The sequence below is a fragment of the Pararhizobium sp. genome, from assembly GCF_035497515.1.
GTDB lineage: Bacteria > Pseudomonadota > Alphaproteobacteria > Rhizobiales > Rhizobiaceae > Pararhizobium.
On record NZ_DATJDJ010000213.1, the window covers coordinates 33,668 to 50,673 of the forward strand.

General features: G+C 62.3%; 12 protein-coding genes. 2 read left to right on the plus strand and 10 right to left on the minus strand.

Annotation, left to right across the window (positions count from 1 at the left end):
• Positions 1-11: 11 nt before the first annotated feature.
• The 7 genes from miaB to trpS form a co-directional block, all read right to left on the minus strand.
• Entirely contained in the window at positions 12-1,427 is a 1,416-nt protein-coding gene (gene miaB, locus VL202_RS22475; RefSeq protein ID WP_325466283.1) for a tRNA (N6-isopentenyl adenosine(37)-C2)-methylthiotransferase MiaB, read from the minus strand.
• Between the two features lie 48 nt (positions 1,428-1,475).
• Entirely contained in the window at positions 1,476-2,264 is a 789-nt protein-coding gene (locus VL202_RS22480; protein WP_325466284.1) for a lysophospholipid acyltransferase family protein, read from the minus strand.
• Between the two features lie 121 nt (positions 2,265-2,385).
• Entirely contained in the window at positions 2,386-2,883 is a 498-nt protein-coding gene (locus VL202_RS22485) for an N-acetyltransferase (protein ID WP_325466285.1), read from the minus strand.
• Between the two features lies 1 nt (position 2,884).
• Positions 2,885-3,550 carry a tRNA (adenosine(37)-N6)-threonylcarbamoyltransferase complex dimerization subunit type 1 TsaB gene (gene tsaB, locus VL202_RS22490; RefSeq protein ID WP_325466286.1) on the minus strand — a complete coding sequence of 222 codons (666 nt, stop codon included), beginning with the start codon at positions 3,548-3,550 and terminating at the stop codon, positions 2,885-2,887.
• Positions 3,551-3,599: 49 nt separating this feature from the next.
• Positions 3,600-4,166 carry a NifU family protein gene (locus VL202_RS22495; RefSeq protein ID WP_325466287.1) on the minus strand — a complete coding sequence of 189 codons (567 nt, stop codon included), beginning with the start codon at positions 4,164-4,166 and terminating at the stop codon, positions 3,600-3,602.
• A gap of 154 nt (positions 4,167-4,320) precedes the next feature.
• On the minus strand, positions 4,321-4,812 hold the full coding sequence (locus VL202_RS22500) for a universal stress protein (RefSeq protein WP_325466288.1): 492 nt from the start codon (positions 4,810-4,812) through the stop codon (positions 4,321-4,323).
• A gap of 53 nt (positions 4,813-4,865) precedes the next feature.
• Positions 4,866-5,933, minus strand: coding sequence for a tryptophan--tRNA ligase (gene trpS / locus VL202_RS22505; RefSeq protein WP_325466289.1), 1,068 nt, complete (start codon positions 5,931-5,933; stop codon positions 4,866-4,868).
• A 441-nt stretch (positions 5,934-6,374) separates the two neighbouring features.
• On the opposite strand from trpS, the gene VL202_RS22510 reads away from it, so the two are divergent.
• Positions 6,375-6,857 carry a YcbK family protein gene (locus VL202_RS22510; protein ID WP_325466290.1) on the plus strand — a complete coding sequence of 161 codons (483 nt, stop codon included), beginning with the start codon at positions 6,375-6,377 and terminating at the stop codon, positions 6,855-6,857.
• Positions 6,858-7,025: 168 nt separating this feature from the next.
• Here the strand turns inward: VL202_RS22510 and murJ are convergent, their stop codons facing one another.
• The 3 genes from murJ to mutS all read right to left on the minus strand — a co-directional run bounded on the left by murJ (position 7,026) and on the right by mutS (position 14,430).
• A complete protein-coding gene (gene murJ / locus VL202_RS22515; protein ID WP_325466291.1) occupies positions 7,026-8,624 on the minus strand; it encodes a murein biosynthesis integral membrane protein MurJ in 1,599 nt (532 codons plus the stop codon).
• Positions 8,621-11,467: a [protein-PII] uridylyltransferase gene (locus tag VL202_RS22520; protein WP_325466292.1), complete on the minus strand. Its 2,847-nt coding sequence runs from the start codon at positions 11,465-11,467 to the stop codon at positions 8,621-8,623. Before VL202_RS22520 ends, murJ begins: the two co-directional genes overlap by 4 nt.
• Before the next feature lie 221 nt (positions 11,468-11,688).
• A complete protein-coding gene (gene mutS, locus VL202_RS22525) occupies positions 11,689-14,430 on the minus strand; it encodes a DNA mismatch repair protein MutS (protein ID WP_325466293.1) in 2,742 nt (913 codons plus the stop codon).
• Positions 14,431-14,532: 102 nt separating this feature from the next.
• On the opposite strand from mutS, the gene VL202_RS22530 reads away from it, so the two are divergent.
• The gene (locus VL202_RS22530) at positions 14,533-16,818 is read left to right on the plus strand and encodes an NADP-dependent malic enzyme (RefSeq protein WP_325466294.1); all 2,286 of its coding nucleotides are present in this window, start codon (positions 14,533-14,535) and stop codon (positions 16,816-16,818) included.
• Positions 16,819-17,006 lie beyond the last annotated feature (188 nt).

Here is a 17,006-nt window from a genome sequence, read left to right on the forward strand (position 1 = left end):
CTGGCGGTCCCTCAGCTTACCACCTCGGCAAACAGACTGTTAGGGCCCGCACCAGTGATTCGTACGCTTATAATGTCACCGATTTGCGATGACATTGCATCAACATTCACAGATTGCAGCCAGGGCGAGCGGCCGATAAGCTGCCCCGGCATGCGGCCGGGTTTCTCCAGAAGCAGGTCGATCGTCTTGCCGATACACGCTTGAGCAAAGTCATTCTGCTGCTTCAAAAGCAAAGCCTGCAATCTTTCCAATCGCTTGGCCTTCACGTCCTCCGGCACCTGATCGTCGAGATCGGCGCCGGGCGTTCCCGGCCGTGTCGAATACTTGAAGGAAAATGCCTGTGCATAACCGACGGTCTCGACGAGGCGCAGCGTGTCCTCGAAGTCCTCGTCGGCCTCGCCGGGGAAACCGACGATGAAATCGCCCGAAAGCGCGAGGTCCGGACGGGCCGCCTTGATGCGGGCGATCAGCGCGATGTACTCGGCCGTCGTGTGGCGCCGGTTCATCGCCTTCAGGATGCGGTTGGAGCCCGACTGGATCGGCAGATGCAGGTAGGGCATCAGTTGCGGCAGATCACGATGCGCCGCGATCAGGCTGTCATCCATGTCGCGCGGATGGCTGGTTGTGTAGCGCAGGCGGGCGAGCCCCTCGATTTCGCTCAGGCGGTGCAGCAGTTCGCCGAGCCCCCATTTCGAGCCGTCCGGGCTGGCATCGTCCGGACCTACGCCGTGCCAAGCATTGACGTTCTGGCCGAGCAGGGTGATTTCGCGCACGCCGCCCTCGACCAGTTTCCGGGCCTCGGCGACGATCTGGGCGACCGGACGGGAGACTTCCGAGCCGCGCGTATAGGGTACGACGCAGAAGGTGCAGAACTTGTCGCAGCCTTCCTGGACCGTGAGGAAGGCGGTAACGCCGCGCGCCCGTGTCTTCGCCTTGTCGGGGGCCGGCAGGTGCTCGAACTTGTCCTCGATAGCGTAATCGGTTTCCAGCACCCGTTCGCCGCGCCTGACGCGCTTGAGGGCTTCAGGAAGCCGGTGGTAGGTTTGCGGGCCGATAACGAGATCGACGGCCGGCGCGCGGCGCAGGATTTCGTCGCCTTCGGCCTGGGCGACGCAGCCGGCGACGCCGATCATCATTTCGCGGCCTTCACCGGCCTTCTTCTTTTTCAGGTCGCGCAGGCGGCCAAGCGCCGAATAGACCTTTTCCGCCGCCTTCTCGCGGATATGACAGGTGTTGAGCAGGACAAGATCGGCGTCTTCCATGACATCGGTCGAGACGTAACCGTCCTTTGCCAGCGCGTCCGTCATCCGGTCGGAGTCATAGACATTCATCTGACAGCCGTAGGTCTTCACGAAAACCTTGCGGACGGGCGAGACGTCGGGCGCCAAATCTGGCTTTGCGGACAGAACGGATGTTTCCTGGGTCATGCGGCGTTCCATAGAGCATCGCGGCTCGAAATTGAAGCCCCCAAGGCTTTAGCGCCCGCGCAGCTTCAAGGACAGCATGATGCGGATGGTCTTTTCGACCTCACGGCTGACATGCTTGCGGTTGCTTTCAGCCGTATAGGTGATCTGCTCGCCGAAGATCACGTCGACGTCGACGGCGCCTTCGTGGAGGATGCCGAGCAGATGCGGCGCCAGCGGAATGTCGCCGGGCCAGGCGGCGATCGGCCGGTGATAACGCCCCATCGGCATGCCGTGAATGCCGGTATAGGCGATGGCGACGGGCTGGACGTGAACGGCGCCGGTCGGCGACAGGGGCACGGCTGCGGCGGCCGCTCCGAACAGCGAGGTCTTGATCTCCAGAAGGCGGTTGCCGTCCGATGTCGTGCCTTCGGGAAACAGCACGACAATCTCGCCATCGGCCAGTCTTTTGCCGATTTCGTTAACCTGATTGCCGGTCGTGCGTTTGTGCTCGCGATCGATGAAGATGGTTTTCTGCAGCCGCGCCAGAAGGCCGAAAACCGGCCAAGCCTTGACGTCAGATTTGGCGATGAACACCACGTCGAGGATCGAACCGAGGACGAGGATATCCTTCCAGCTGGCATGGTTGGCCACCAGCATCAAGGGCCGTTGGGGATCAGGCTTGCCGTGGACACGCACCCGGATGCCGACCAGGCGACAGGCCAAACGATGCCAGAGACGTGGCAATGTCCGCCGTTGCGGCGTATCCAGCCAGAGGAGAGCGATCTGTACCGGCGCCAGAACCGCTGTCACGGCGACCAGAAGCATCATGCAGAGCGTGACGCGCAGCCAGTTGATCACGCGGCACATCCCATGACGGCATGGGACGCCGATGGCAGCCGGGCTGCATCGCGCCTGTCGATATCCGTGCATGTTTCGTCGGCGTGGCGCAGCAAGGCTATTCCTCGTTCAGGCACTCGGCCTAGCCAAGATCGAGCCGCATGACAAGGGCGGCGGTTTTCGCGCCGTTAACGCCCTGATAATAGGCGCGTCTTTCTCCGACCTTGGCGAAACCCAGTTTACGGTAGAGCCCAACGGCGGCTATATTGGTCTCGTCGACCTCCAGGAACACCGTTTCAGCCGCCTGGTCCCTCGCCTCGCGGATTGCCGCCCGCATCAACCGCCAGCCGAGACCAAGCCGGGCAAATTTCGGATCGACACCGATCGTCAGGATTTCCGCTTCGCCGGCAGCGACACGCGCCAGGACAAAGCCGCCGGTGATCGGACGCGTCAGCGCATTGCTCTGGCGGGCGATGAAACCGAAGACCGTGTCCTGAACAAGAAGAGCATGAAGCTCGCCATCGCTCCAGCAGGGTGTGAAGCGCAATTCGTGAATGGCCGCGGCCTGCGGCAGATCTGCTGCTTCGAGGGGGAAGATGTCGAATTCCGGCTTGCGAGCAAAATAATCGGTCAGCGCCATCTTACGCTCGCGCCACCGCGAAACCGGCCTGGGACTTGACGTCCGGTCCGCGCAGGTAAAGCGGGCTCGGCTTGCCCAGCGCAGGATCGGCCATTGCTCCAAGGCGGGCGATGACAGCGATGTCACAGGCATCGGCTTGCGAAACGCCAGGCACCGGTTCCGAGGTCAAATGATGCGTCGCGGAGCCGCAGATGATGCCGTCAAAACCAGTCAGCAGGCTCGGCGCATCGGAAAGCTCGACGATCCGCGCTTCGGTGCGCGGGGTGCCGTCTGCTTCGAAGACCTGGCAATAGAGTTCGTCCCGCTTGGCATCCATGGCGGCAAGAACCGCTTGTGCCGGATGCACCTGACGGGCGGAGGCGGCAAGAGCGGCAAGCACGGAGACACCGACAGCCGGCACGCCGAGCGCCAACGCAAAGCCCCGCGCTGCTGCAACGCCGACGCGGATACCGGTGAAGGAACCCGGGCCGATGGTGACGGCGATGCGGTCGATATCGGCAAGCATGCGGCCACTCCCGGCCAGAGCCTGATCGATGAAGGCCATCAGTTGCTCGGCATGGCCACGGCCGATATCGGCGCCCGCCGATGCCAGCACGCGATCGTCGCCGCTGTCATAAACAGCCGCGAAACACCCCGTCCCGGCCGTATCGATGGCCAGGACGATCATGGATTTTCAATCTGGATAAGGAATAGTCGAGGCACGATCGGACGCTCGCTCAGACGGCCTCGACCGCCTGCACTTCGGGGATGAAATGGTGCAGCAGGTTCTGCACGCCATGCTTCAACGTCGCCGTCGAGGACGGGCAACCGGAGCATGCACCCTTCATGTTGAGGAACACGGTGCCGTCTCTGAAGCCCTTGAAGGTGATGTCGCCACCATCCTGCGCCACGGCCGGGCGAACGCGGCTTTCGAGCAGTTCCTTGATGGTTGCGACGATGGTTTCGTCACCAGCCTCGAAGAATTCGCCGTCCTGATCGCTTTCCTCGGCGCGGGTGTGCACCGCCATCACCGGCTGGCCGGACATGAAATGCTCCATGATCGAACCGAGGATGGCAGGCTTCAAGTGCTGCCATTCCTGGGCTTCCTTGGTCACGGTGATGAAGTCATAGCCGAAATAGACGCCAGTCACGCCGGGGATGGCGAAGAGGCGCGACGCGAGAGCAGAGCCGGCAGCAGCCTCTTCCTCGTCCCGGAATTCCGCCGTGCCGTTCTCCATGACCACCTTGCCGGGCAGGAATTTGAGCGTTGCAGGGTTCGGTGTGGCTTCGGTCTGGATGAACATGACTTTCTCCGCGTCGGCCGGGATCGGGTTCAACCAGCCTGTTTAGAATTATTCAAAAGAATATAAGCTGTTTGAACAGCGGCTTCAAGATGTCCGGGAAACCGTTTGCATCACGCGGCGATGAAATCCGTTGATCCTGCCATCAGTCCCGGACTTAGCTGAGCGCGTCGATTTCCTCGTCCGTCAGGAGATCAGGAATGACCGTCACCGGGATCGGGAACGCCGCAGTCTTGCCGGCGATCGACGAGACCAGCGGCCCCGGCCCTTCCTTGGCGGAACCGGCGGCCAGTACCAGGATGGCGATGTCCCGGTCCTCCTCGATCAGCCCGTAGATCTGCTCGGTGGCACTGCCCTCGCGGATCACCATTTCCGGCTCAATGCCGATGGTTTCGCGAACCGTCTGGGCGATCTTGGCGAGCGTGGCCTCTGCCTCGGCGCGGGCTTCCGCGCGCATGATGCCCTCGACGCCCAGCCATTGCTGGAAGTCGGCATCGGCGATGACATAGAGCAGGACAAGGCCGCCGCTGGAATTCCTGGCCCGCATTCCGGCATAATGCACGGCGCGGCCGCATTCCGGGGTGTCGTCGATCACCGCCATGAATTTACGGCGGTGACCTTCCATTCTCGAGAGTCGTGTTGAAACCATGGCGGGACTCTTACACCCGATACTTTTGGCTGCAAGGACTCTTTTGCGGCAATTTATTGCAGAAAGCCGACGATCTCGCGGACCTGTTTCATCGTCACTTCCGCCCGCGCCCGAGCCCGCTCGCCGCCGTCACGCAGGATGCCGTCGATATGCGTCGTGTCGTCCATCAGCCGGCGCATTTCACCCGAAATCGGCGCGAGCACGTTGACCGACAGATCGACCAGAGCCGGCTTGAAGACCGAGAACTGCTGGCCACCGAATTCCGACAGCACGTCCTGCTTGGTCCTGTCGGACAGGGCCGCGTAGATGCCGACGAGGTTGTCGGCTTCCGGCCGCCCCTTCAGTCCATCGACTTCGCTCGGCAGCGCATCCGGATCGGTCTTGGCCTTGCGGATTTTTTTCGAGATCGTCTCGGCATCATCCATCAGGTTGATGCGGGAGAGATCGGAGGCATCCGACTTCGACATCTTCTTGGTGCCGTCGCGCAGCGACATGACGCGCGGGGCAGCGCCACCGATCAACGGCTCGACCATCGGGAAAAAGGCATGCACCGGTTCTTCGCCGACCTTGATGTCGACGCCGTAGTCGGTCTTGCGGATATGGCCACCGAAATCGATGTTGAACTTCTGGGCGATATCGCGCGCCAGTTCCAGATGCTGCTTCTGGTCGTCTCCGACCGGAACATGCGTGGCACGGTAGACGAGGATGTCGGCTGCCATCAGGCTCGGATAGGCAAGTAGGCCAAGCGACATCTGCTCGGCATTCTTGCCGCCGGACTTGTCCTTGAACTGGGTCATGCGCTCCATCCAGCCGATGCGGGCGACACAGTTGAAGATCCAGGCAAGCTCGGCATGCTGCGGCACGGCGGACTGGTTGAAGACGATGTGCTTCTTCGGATCGATGCCCGAGGCGATGAAGGCGGCGGCGATCGAACGGATCTGGCCGGGCATGTCGTCATGCACGAGCTGCGCGGTGATCGCATGCAGATCGACGACGCAATAGATGCAGTCGTTGTTTTCCTGCAGCGCCACGAATTTGCGGATCGCGCCGAGATAATTGCCCAGATGGAGATTCCCGGTCGGCTGGACGCCGGAAAAGACGAGCGGCTTGAAGTCTGACATCGTGTCCTCATTCGGGCTGGTGGAGGGCCCGGCCTCTGTTGCTGTTGTCGGGCTTATGCACACAGGCGCGACGGCGATCAAGAGGCGGCTAGGGAGTTTGGCGTTGGCGGCGGCAGCCCAGCGGCCGGACGATGCCGTCCTGCGACACCCAGTCGGCAATCAAGGCGGCGATTCTCCACGCCAATTAGAATTTTTTGCTCTAAATTAAATCATGCTTCAATGAAAAATCCCGCACAGGATGACGTCTCCCGCCCATCATCCAGCACACCTTTTCGAGAAAATGCTTTATTTTAGACAAATTTACCATACTCTCGGTGCGGCCCGGTTTTTGACGGGCCTCCTTCAACCGCCGGGACGCTGAAGACGCCCGGCGGCGCATCGTCGTTTGCATGCCACATCCGAAATCAACGTGCCGCAAGGCATTTGCCAAGGGGGATTGCTATGCATACTGTCTTTTCGATTGCTCTTGCCTGTCTTCTGACGCTGTCCTTTTCCACGCCCGCCCAGACCAGGGATGGCAAGCCGCGCAAGGTCAGGCTGCCCGTTCACAGCCTGTCGGTCGCCTATGCCGTCCAGACCGCTTCCGTGAAAACCGGCTGTTTCTCACCGCGGCTGCGGGCCATCCTGGCGCATATCGCGGCCAAGACCGGCCGGCGGCCGCTGGTGACATCCGGCCATCGCCCCCGCGCCCACCGAACCGGCTCGCTCCACAGGCTTTGTCAGGCAGCTGATATCCGCGTTCCCGGCCTATCCGACAGAGGCATCATCGCCGCGGCAAGGACCGCCCCGGGCATCGGCGGCGTCGGCCGCTACTGCAACGGCATCGTCCATGTCGATACCGGCCCGAAACGTCAATGGGCCCATTGCCGAAGGAAGGGGGGTGGCATCCTGAATGCCAGACGCCGGGCGGGAAAGCGGGCCTGACGCGGCAAGACCGGCAGTCACCGTCGCCAGGATCGATGCCTTCCGGCAGATCGGATTACGCAGCGCATTCAAGCGTTACAGCTCCGCACGCCATATCTGAAGCGTGGTGACGGGGAGGCGATGGCGACATCGTCGCCGGAACGAGGAGCAAGCGGGCAATGATCTGTTTCATTCGCCACCTTGAGGATCGACGGGAGGCGCCACCGGCGCCTTGCGCTTCATGTTGCGCCGGATCATGCCGATATCGGCACCGCCGATCAGGAAGGCGACGGCGAAGTAGACGACCATGGCAACGGCGATCAGCACGCCCAGCGCCCCAAGCTTCGTCAACAGCGGCGAACCGGAGGCAAGCGACACCGCAAAGACACCGCGCAGATAGATGAGCACGCCACCCATCACCGCCGCTGAAACGACCAGCAACACCGTGCGGCGCAACAGCGACCATTCCCACGCCAGATGGCCGCGGCGCAACAGCGTCACGAACAAAAGAATGGTGCTGATCCAGCCGGCCGTCGCCTCGGCAATGGCGATACCGGGCGCACCGAGACGCGGAAACAGGGTGATGGCCAGCGCGCAGTTGGCGGCAACGGCAACGGCCGAAAAGCGCATCGGCGTCCTGGTATCCTCGCGGGCGTAGAATCCCGGCTGCAGCGCCTTGATCAGCACGAAGGCCGGCAGGCCGATGCCATAGATGGCAAGGATCGAGCCGACGACGGCGGTATTTTCGGCATGGAAGGCGCCGCGCTCGTAGAGCACGCGGATGATCTCGTCGGAGAGGATCCAGAGCGCAAAGGCGGCAGGGATGGTCAGGAAAAGAACGAATTCGATCGAGCGGTTCTGCAGGTTACCCGCCTCGCGCAGAAGACCGCCCTTCAGCGCCCGCGAAAGCTCCGGCAACAGCACGACGCCGACGGCGATGCCGACGACGCCGAGCGGCAGCTGGTAGATGCGATCGGCATATTGCAGGGCCGCGATAGCGCCGTCCTGGGCGGACGCGATGGCCTGGCCGATCAACTGGTTGATCTGCGTGATGCCGCCGGTGATGGCGGCTGGCACGGCGAGGATCAAGAGCCGTTTGACGTTCGGCGTGAAGCGAGGAAACTTGAGCCGGATGCTCATGCCGGCATGGAGCACACCGAAATAGACGACGGCAAGCTGCAGGATACCCGCGACCAGCACGCCCCAGGACAGATACCAGGCGGTCGTCAGCGGATCGGCGCCATTGTACAGCGCATAGCACAACGCGCCGATCATCACGATATTGAGGAAGATCGGCGCGACGGCGGCGGCGAAGAAATGGTGCAGCGAATTGAGCATGCCGCTCATCATGGCCGTCAGCGACATGCACATGAGATAGGGGAACATGACCATGGCCATGCTGACCGTCAGGCTCGATTTCGCCGCATCGTCGGCAAAGCCCGGCGCGATGACGAACCGCACCAGAAGCGGCATGGAGAGTTCCATGGCAATGGTGATCAGCAGCAGGACAGTGAAGAGAACACCGAACACTTCCTCGGAAAAGCGCTTGGCGCCATCGGTGCCATTTGCCTCGATTTCCTTGGAAAACAGCGGCACGAAAGCGGCGTTGAACGCGCCCTCGGCAAACAGCCGCCGAAACAGGTTCGGGAACCGGAAGGCGGCATAGAAGACGTCGGCCATCGGGCCAGTGCCAAGCGCTGCCGCCATCAGCGTTTCGCGGGCGAAGCCGAAGATGCGGCTGCCGAGCGTGGCGCCGCCGACGGTCATGAATTTCCTGACGAGGCTCATGATTCTGCCTTGGCCTTCCTTGCGCCGGCCACCGATCGGGTATTCTGCGGGGCGATCATGCCGGACGGCATGCGGTCACGCATTTCGTCCGCCTCGTCCGACATGACGGCCTTCAGCCGCGCGATGATATTGCCGTGCCTTGCCTCGTTGGTGATCTTCTGGCCGACGAGATCGGTGACGTAGAATGTATCGATGACCTTCTCGCCAAAGGTGGTGATATGCGCCGAGGCAATGTCGAGCGAGAGATCGGACAGGACGGCGGTGACTTCGGACAGCAGGCCCGTCCGGTCGAGGCATTCGATCTCGATGACGGTGAACTTGTTCGACAGGCCGTTGTTGATGATGACGGCCGGCGGCACTGTAAAAGCCTTGTTGCGCTTGCGGTGCTTGGTGCGGCTGGCGATCACCTCCGGCAGACGCTTCGCACCCGAGAGTACGTTCTCGATCATCTTGCCGATATTGGCCGCGCGGCGCATTTCGTCGTCATCGACGGAGAATTCGCGGTTGATCAGGATCGTATCGAGCGCGCGGCCATCCGAGGTGGTGAAGATCTGCGCGTCGACGATGTTGGCCCCGGCCGCGGCGCAGGCTCCGGCGATGACGGCCAGGAGACGCGGATGGTCGGGCGACAGGACGGTGATTTCGGTGATCGCGTGGAACTGGTGCGTGCGCACCATCGTCGCCAGCGCCCGCCCCGTCTTGTCGGCCTCGCGGATGAAGCGCGCATGGCGCAACTGGTCCTCGAGCGGCACCGAGAGCAGATAGGGCTGGTAGTGCAGCTTGGTATAGGTCTTGCGGTCCTTCTGGCTCCAGTCGTCGAGCGCGTTGAAGAGGACATCGGCCGCATGGACTGCGCGCTCCTTGCGCGGCATTTCGGAAAAGCCGCCGGAAAGGAGCAGTTCGGTCTCGTAGTAGAGCGTGCGCAAGAGCTGGCCCTTCCAGCCGTTCCACACGCCGGGGCCGACAGCGCGGATATCGGCGATCGTCAGGATCATCAGCATCTTCAGCCGGTCGAGCGACTGCACTTTTTCGGTGAAGTCGATGATCGTCTTGCGGTCGTTGAGATCGCGCGTCTGCGCGACCATCGACATGGTCAGGTGTTCCTCGATCAGCCAGGCGACCGTTTCCGTCTGTTTCGGCGTCAGGCCGAAGCGTGGGCAGAGCTTGCGCGCCACCTTGGCGCCGGCGATGGAATGATCCTCCGGGCGGCCCTTGGCGACATCGTGCAGGAAGACGGCGACGAACAGGGCCGTGCGATCGTCGATCGTCGGCATCACCTTGAAGGCGAGCGGATGCAGTTCCTCGTCCTTGCCCTGGTCGATGCGGGAGAGGACATCGACGGCCCGCAGCAGATGCTCGTCCACCGTATAGTGGTGATACATGTTGAACTGCATCAGCGAAACGATCTTGCCGAATTCCGGGATGAAACGGCCGAGAACGCCCGCCTCGTTCATCCGGCGCAGGATCAGCTCGGGATCTCGGCGCGAGGTCAGGATCGAGAGGAAGAGGCGGTTGGCCTCCTCGTTGTCGCGCAGGGCCGGCGTGATCAGGTTCAGCGACCGCGTCACCTGCTTCAGCGCCGCCGGGTGGAATTCCAGCTTGTTGATATCGGCGACATGGAAGATGCGAATGAGATTGACCGGATCGCGTTTGAAGATGTCCGGGCTCGCCAAGGCGATGCGCCCGCCGTCATCGACAAATTCCAGCGTGCCGGGGATCTTGCGGATGCGGTGCGTGAAACGGCTGATGACGGCGGTGATGCCCGGCAGGCGCTTGGCCTGCTGGTCCTCCAGCGCCGCGCAGAAGATGCGGGTGAGATCGCCGACATTCTTCGCCACCAGGAAATAGTGCTTCATGAAGCGCTCGACGGCCGTCAGGCCGGGGTGATCATGATAGCCGAGCGCTTCGGCGATCTCGCGCTGGATGTCGAAGGACAGCCGCTCCTCCGCCTTGCCGGTCAGGAAATGCATGTGGCAGCGCACCGCCCAGAGAAAATCGTCGGCCTTCTGGAACAGCGTATATTCCTGCCGGGAGAGAACCCCGAGCTTGATGAGATCGGCGGAATCCTTGACGCGGTAATAATATTTGGCGATCCAGAACAGCGTGTGGATGTCGCGCAGGCCGCCCTTGCCTTCCTTGACATTGGGCTCGACCAGATAACGCGTGTCGCCGGCCTTGCGGTGGCGTTCGTCACGTTCGGCGAGCTTGGCGGCGATGAAATCGGGGCCGGTATTCTTGACGATCTCGTTGTCGAAGCGCGCTTCCAGCTCGTTCGCCAGTTCCCGCGAGCCGCAGATGAAACGGGTTTCGAGGATTGCCGTGCGGATCGTCATATCCTCGCGCGACAGGCGGATACATTCCTCGACCGTTCGCGTCGCATGGCCGACCTTGAAGCCCAGATCCCACAGGATATAGAGCATGAATTCGATGGCCGGCTCTGCCCAGACCGCCTTCTTGACCGGCAGGATATAGAGAAGGTCGATATCGGATCCCGGCGCCAGCGTGCCGCGACCATAACCGCCGACGGCGGTGACGGCGATCCGGGTCCAGGGTTGTGCATTGGCGGCGTTGAACACCTCGTTGAGGACGAAATCGTGCAGCACGGTAATCAACTGGTCCTGCAGCCAGGAAATCCGCTCGGCGCATTTCAGGCCGCTGCCATCCTCGACCAGCAGTTCGCGGGCTTTTGCGCGGCCTGAGAGATTGGCCTGCTTGAAGGCAACCAGAAGCGCCTGCCGCATCAGGTCGCGCTGCTCCGCATGGGCCGAGGCGATGAAACTGCACTTGGCTCTCAGCGCATCGACATTGAGGATATCGGGAAATGACGTTTCGTGTCTGGCCATCAAATGCCGATCGTCTTCCTGTCCGGCGTGCTCTTCGAGCCGCTTCCTGTGCATGCGCTATAGACCCTTTGCCCGAGAATGGACAAGACTGTAGCGATCAACAATTGCCAAGTCGTTGCCGCAGCGCACAAAGCGTGGAGCGGCGCTTAAGCGAGCGTATTATCACCGGGACAGGTGCTTTTCAAAGGCGTTCGTCCGTCGCTTGGAAGCTGTTTAGGACGTCAACCCGCAAGCTGCTTTTTCAACGCGTAAAGCGCATCCATCGCTTCGCGCGGTGTCATGTCATCCGGGTTGAGGCTTTTCAACGCCTCCTCAATCTTGGAGGGGCCGGCCTTGACGCGCTCCTCGCGGCGGATGGCGACCTGGAACAGCGGCAGGTCGTCGATCAGCTGGCTGGCCGGGTTCTTGCGGTCGGCGTCCTCGAGCTTGGCCAGCACATCCTTGGCGCGGGCGACGACCGATGCCGGCAGGCCTGCGAGGCGGGCGACCTGGATGCCGTAGGAGCGATCGGCGGCACCCGGACCAACCTCGTGCAGGAAGATGACGTCGCCGTCCCATTCCTTGACCCGCATCGTGGCGTTAGACAGGCGAAGCAGCTTCTCCGACAGCACCGTCAATTCATGGAAATGGGTGGCGAACAGGCCGCGACAGCGATTGCCCTCGTGCAGGTGCTCGACGGCGGCCCAGGCGATCGACAAGCCGTCGAAAGTGGCAGTGCCGCGCCCGATCTCGTCGAGAATGACAAGCGAGCGGTCCGTTGCCTGGTTGAGGATCGCGGCGGTCTCGACCATCTCGACCATGAAGGTGGAGCGTCCACGCGCCAGGTCGTCGGAAGCACCGACGCGGGAGAACAGCCGATCAACGATGCCGATATGGGCGGTGTCGGCCGGGACGAAGGAGCCCATCTGCGCCATGATGGCGATCAGCGCGTTCTGCCGCAGGAAGGTCGATTTACCGCCCATGTTGGGACCGGTCAGCAGCCAGATGGCGCCATCACCCTCGCCGTCATGGGGCGAAAGATCGCAGGCATTGGCGACGAACGCCGTGCCTGACTGACGGCGCAGCGCCTGCTCGACGACCGGATGGCGGCCACCGTCGATGGCGAACATCTTCGACTGGTCGACCAGCGGCCGGCAATAGGCCTGTTCCTCGGCAAGCGTCGCGAGGCCGGCCGAAACATCGACGATCGCAAGCGCCAGAGCCGCCGCCTTGATGGCCTCTGCTTCCGCGACAACCGCGATAGACAGACGATCGAAGGCTTCGAGCTCGATGGTCAGCGCCCGGTCGGCGGCGTTGGCGATCCTGGTTTCGAGATCGGAAAGTTCGGTCGTGGTGAAGCGCATGGCATTGGCCATGGTCTGGCGATGGATGAAGCGGGCCTTCGCCTCCGGACCGTCCGTCATCGGCCCGGCATTGCCCTGCGTCACCTCGATGAAATAGCCGAGTACGTTGTTGTACTTGATCTTCAGCGACTTGATGCCGGTTTCCTCGGCATAGTTCAGCTGCAGGCCGGCGATGACGCGACGCGACTGGTCGCGCAGCGCTCGCATCTCGTCAAGTTCGGCACTCGCCCCATCCCGCAGGAAACCGCCGTCGCGCTTCAGGAGCGGCAGGTCGTCTCCGAGGATGCTGGCAAGCTGCTCAATCATCTCGCGTGGCAGTGCGCGGATAGCCTGAAGCGCTTCGCCGAGTTCCTCCGACAGGTTTCCACGTCCGAGCAGGCCAGCGACCTCGATCGCCGCCTGGCATCCGGCCAGGATGCTGCCGAGATCACGCGGGCCGCCACGGCCGAGCGACAGGCGTGACAAGGCGCGCGGCATGTCGGGTACATGCTTCAACGCCGAGCGCAGGTCACTGCAGAACGACGGCTGGTCGGCAAGCGCGGTGATGGAATCGAGCCGGGCATTGATGCGCTGCGGGTCCGTGAGCGGGGACATCAGCCGCTCGGCAAGAAGCCGCGCCCCGCCGCCGGTGACGGTGCGATCCAGCGCCTTGAGCAGTGTGCCGTTGCGATCGCCGGACTGGGTCTTCACCAATTCGAGATTGGTGCGGGTGGCCGGGTCGATGAACAGCGTCGAGGCAGCACTTTCGCGCTCGGGTGCGCCCAGCGGCGGCCGCTCCGCAAGCTGGGTCTTTTCGACATAGGAAATAGCGGCAGACGCGGCTGCGAGTTCCGCCCGCGAAAAACTTCCAAAACCATCGAGCGTCTTGACGCCATAATAGCGCGTGACGCGGTTTTCCGCCGTGGCGCTATCGAACAGCACCGCCGGTTGCGGAACAGCGACGCGGCCGAGCACGTCGATGACCGGACGCATTTCCGGGTCATGGAAGACTGTATCGGCAAGGATGAGTTCGCGTGGCTCGATACGCAGGATGTCGGACAAGAGCCGTGTCTCGGTGGTCTCGGCCAGCCGGAAGACGCCGGTGGAAATGTCGATCCAGGCAAGCGCGATGGCCGGCTCGCTGCCGCCGCGAATGCGGGCGAGCGCCATCAGGTAGTTGGATTCCGACGGCGACAGCAGTTTGTCTTCGGTGATCGTGCCCGGCGTCACCAGCCGGACGACATCGCGCTTGACGACGGACTTGCCACCGCGCTTCCTGGCTTCCGCCGGATCCTCGACCTGCTCGCAGACGGCGACGCGGAAGCCGAGGCCGATCAGTTTCTGCAGATAGTCGTCGGCGGCATGAACCGGCACGCCGCACATCGGAATATCCTGGCCGAGATGCTGGCCGCGCCGCGTCAGCGTGATGCCGAGCGCCCGTGAGGCTTCGACCGCATCCTGGAAGAACAGCTCGTAGAAGTCGCCCATCCGGTAGAACAGCAGCGAATCCGGATTGTTCGCCTTGATCTCGATGAACTGCTCCATCATCGGCGTGGCCGTGGCGCGGCTCTCCTCCGTCGCCAGCTGGACGGCGGTCAGAACCTCGGTGTTGCGGATGATCGGCTCGGTCACAAAAGTCATACTGGTCCCAGAAAAGTGGTGCCACACTATCCATGCGCGTTTATAGAAGACAACAACAAAGCGGCTGAGGAGAGCCGTCGCCCACAAAAGGTTGGAGGACCCATGCCCGAAAATGACAAGCCCGGTCGCAGCTCGACCAGCGTGACGGATCAGGAAGCGCTGGATTTTCATTCGCAAGGGCGTCCGGGAAAACTGGAAATATCCCCTACCAAGCCGATGGCGACGCAGCGCGACCTGTCGCTGGCCTATTCGCCGGGCGTTGCCGTGCCAGTCAAGGCGATCGCCGCCGATCCATCCAAGGCCTATGACTACACCACACGCGGCAACATGGTCGCCGTCATCTCCAACGGCACGGCCATCCTCGGCCTCGGCAATCTTGGCGCGCTGGCCTCCAAGCCGGTGATGGAGGGCAAGTCGGTGCTGTTCAAGCGCTTTGCCGACGTCGATTCCATCGACCTGGAAGTCGATACCGAAAATGTCGACGAGTTCATTAACTGCGTGCGCTTCCTCGGCCCCTCCTTCGGCGGCATCAATCTCGAGGACATCAAGGCGCCGGAATGTTTCATCATCGAGCAGAAACTGCGCGAAATCATGGACATTCCGGTCTTTCACGACGACCAGCACGGCACCGCCATCATCGCCGCAGCCGGTCTCATCAATGCGCTGACGCTGACGGGCCGCGACTTCAAGACGACCAGGCTTGTCTGCAACGGCGCGGGTGCCGCAGCCATTGCCTGTATCGAGCTGATCAAGTCGATGGGCTTCAACCCGGCCAACATCATTCTCTGCGACACCAAGGGGGTCATCTTCCAGGGCCGCACCGAGGGCATGAACCAGTGGAAATCGGCGCATGCGGTCAAGACCGAGCTCAGGACGCTGACGGAAGCCATGGACGGTGCCGACGTGGTCTTCGGGTTGTCGCAGAAGGGCGCTTTCTCGGAAGAGATGATCCGCTCGATGGCGGATCGGCCGATCATCTTCGCCATGGCCAATCCCGATCCGGAAATCACCCCGGAAGAAGTTTCCCGCATCCGCGACGACGCCATCATGGCGACCGGGCGGTCCGACTATCCCAACCAGGTCAACAACGTCCTCGGCTTCCCCTATATCTTCCGTGGCGCGCTCGACGTGCAGGCCTCGACGATCAACGAAGAGATGAAGATCGCTGCAGCGCAGGCGCTTGCCAGCCTTGCCAAGGAAGATGTTCCCGACGATGTCGCCGCCGCCTATCAGGGCAACCGACCGCGCTTCGGCCCGCAATATATCATTCCGGTTCCCTTCGATCCGCGTCTGATCTCGGCCATTCCGGTCGCGGTCGCCAAGGCAGCCATGGAGAGCGGCGTCGCGCGCAAGCAATTGCCGGATCTTGCCGCCTACGGCCGGCAGTTGTCGGCGCGGCGCGATCCGATCGCCTCGACCCTGCAGCGCATCTATGAACGTGTCCGCCGCCAACCGAAGCGGATCGTCTTTGCCGAGGGCGAAGAGGTGCAGATGATGCGCTCGGCGCTCGCCTACGCCAACCAGGAACTGGGGACGGCGCTTTTGCTCGGCCGCGAGGACCGGATGCGCGAGACGGCGGAACGCGAGGGTATCGATCTCGACCGCCCCGGCATCCAGCTGGTCAACGCCCGCATTTCCAAGCGCACCGGTGCCTATACCGATTACCTTTATGCGCGGCTGCAACGGCAGGGTTATCTCTTCCGCGATGCCCAGCGGCTGATCAACAACGACCGCAACCACTTTGCCGCCTGCATGGTGGCGATGGGTGACGCGGACGGCATGGTGACGGGTATTACCCGCAACTATTCGACCGCACTGGAAGATGTGCGCCGCTGCATCGATGCGAAACCGGGTCATCGGGTGATCGGTGTGTCGCTGGCGCTCTGCCGCGGCCGCACCGTGCTGGTGGCCGATACCGCGGTTCATGACATGCCAACCTCGGAAGAACTGGCCGATATCGCCGAGGAAGCGGCCGGCCTTGCCCGCCGCCTCGGCTACCTGCCGCGCGTGGCGATGCTTGCCTATTCCACCTTCGGCCATCCGTCCGGCGAACGGTCGGAGCGGGTGCGCGAGGCGGTCAACATTCTCGACAAACGCCGCGTCGATTTTGAATATGATGGCGAAATGGCCGCCGACGTCGCCCTTAATCCCAAGGTGATGGAGCAATATCCGTTCTGCCGCCTGTCGGGCACCGCCAATGTCCTCGTCATGCCGGCGTTCCATTCGGCCTCGATCTCGACGAAGATGCTGCAGGAACTCGGAGGCTCGACCGTGATCGGCCCGCTTCTCGTCGGCCTTGATAAATCCGTGCAGATCGTCTCGATGTCGGCCAAGGATTCGGACATCGTCAACATGGCAGCACTCGCCGCGCACAATGCAGGCATGTGAGAACGACAGGCCACTGAAGCGAAAAAGGCCCGCCCGGGGGACCGGAGCGGGCCTTTTCATGCGATATGTCGATCTTGATCAAAAATACTCGGAACGAATACTTGTTACGCAATATATAGACTGATCGAAAATTCCCATTCACACCTAAAGCGTACCAGAAAAATGCTGCAATGCATCAGTAAATTTTG

What these genes read in the sequence shown, in the direction of transcription:
- miaB (WP_325466283.1), bottom strand. Translation starts at nt 1,427, where the DNA reads ATGACCCAGGAAACATCCGTTCTGTCCGCAAAGCCAGATTTGGCGCCC.
- VL202_RS22485 (WP_325466285.1), bottom strand. Translation starts at nt 2,883, where the DNA reads ATGGCGCTGACCGATTATTTTGCTCGCAAGCCGGAATTCGACATCTTC.
- tsaB (WP_325466286.1), bottom strand. Translation starts at nt 3,550, where the DNA reads ATGATCGTCCTGGCCATCGATACGGCCGGGACGGGGTGTTTCGCGGCT.
- VL202_RS22495 (WP_325466287.1), bottom strand. Translation starts at nt 4,166, where the DNA reads ATGTTCATCCAGACCGAAGCCACACCGAACCCTGCAACGCTCAAATTC.
- VL202_RS22500 (WP_325466288.1), bottom strand. Translation starts at nt 4,812, where the DNA reads ATGGTTTCAACACGACTCTCGAGAATGGAAGGTCACCGCCGTAAATTC.
- trpS (WP_325466289.1), bottom strand. Translation starts at nt 5,933, where the DNA reads ATGTCAGACTTCAAGCCGCTCGTCTTTTCCGGCGTCCAGCCGACCGGG.
- VL202_RS22510 (WP_325466290.1), top strand. Translation starts at nt 6,375, where the DNA reads ATGCATACTGTCTTTTCGATTGCTCTTGCCTGTCTTCTGACGCTGTCC.
- murJ (WP_325466291.1), bottom strand. Translation starts at nt 8,624, where the DNA reads ATGAGCCTCGTCAGGAAATTCATGACCGTCGGCGGCGCCACGCTCGGC.
- VL202_RS22520 (WP_325466292.1), bottom strand. Translation starts at nt 11,467, where the DNA reads ATGGCCAGACACGAAACGTCATTTCCCGATATCCTCAATGTCGATGCG.
- mutS (WP_325466293.1), bottom strand. Translation starts at nt 14,430, where the DNA reads ATGACTTTTGTGACCGAGCCGATCATCCGCAACACCGAGGTTCTGACC.
- VL202_RS22530 (WP_325466294.1), top strand. Translation starts at nt 14,533, where the DNA reads ATGCCCGAAAATGACAAGCCCGGTCGCAGCTCGACCAGCGTGACGGAT.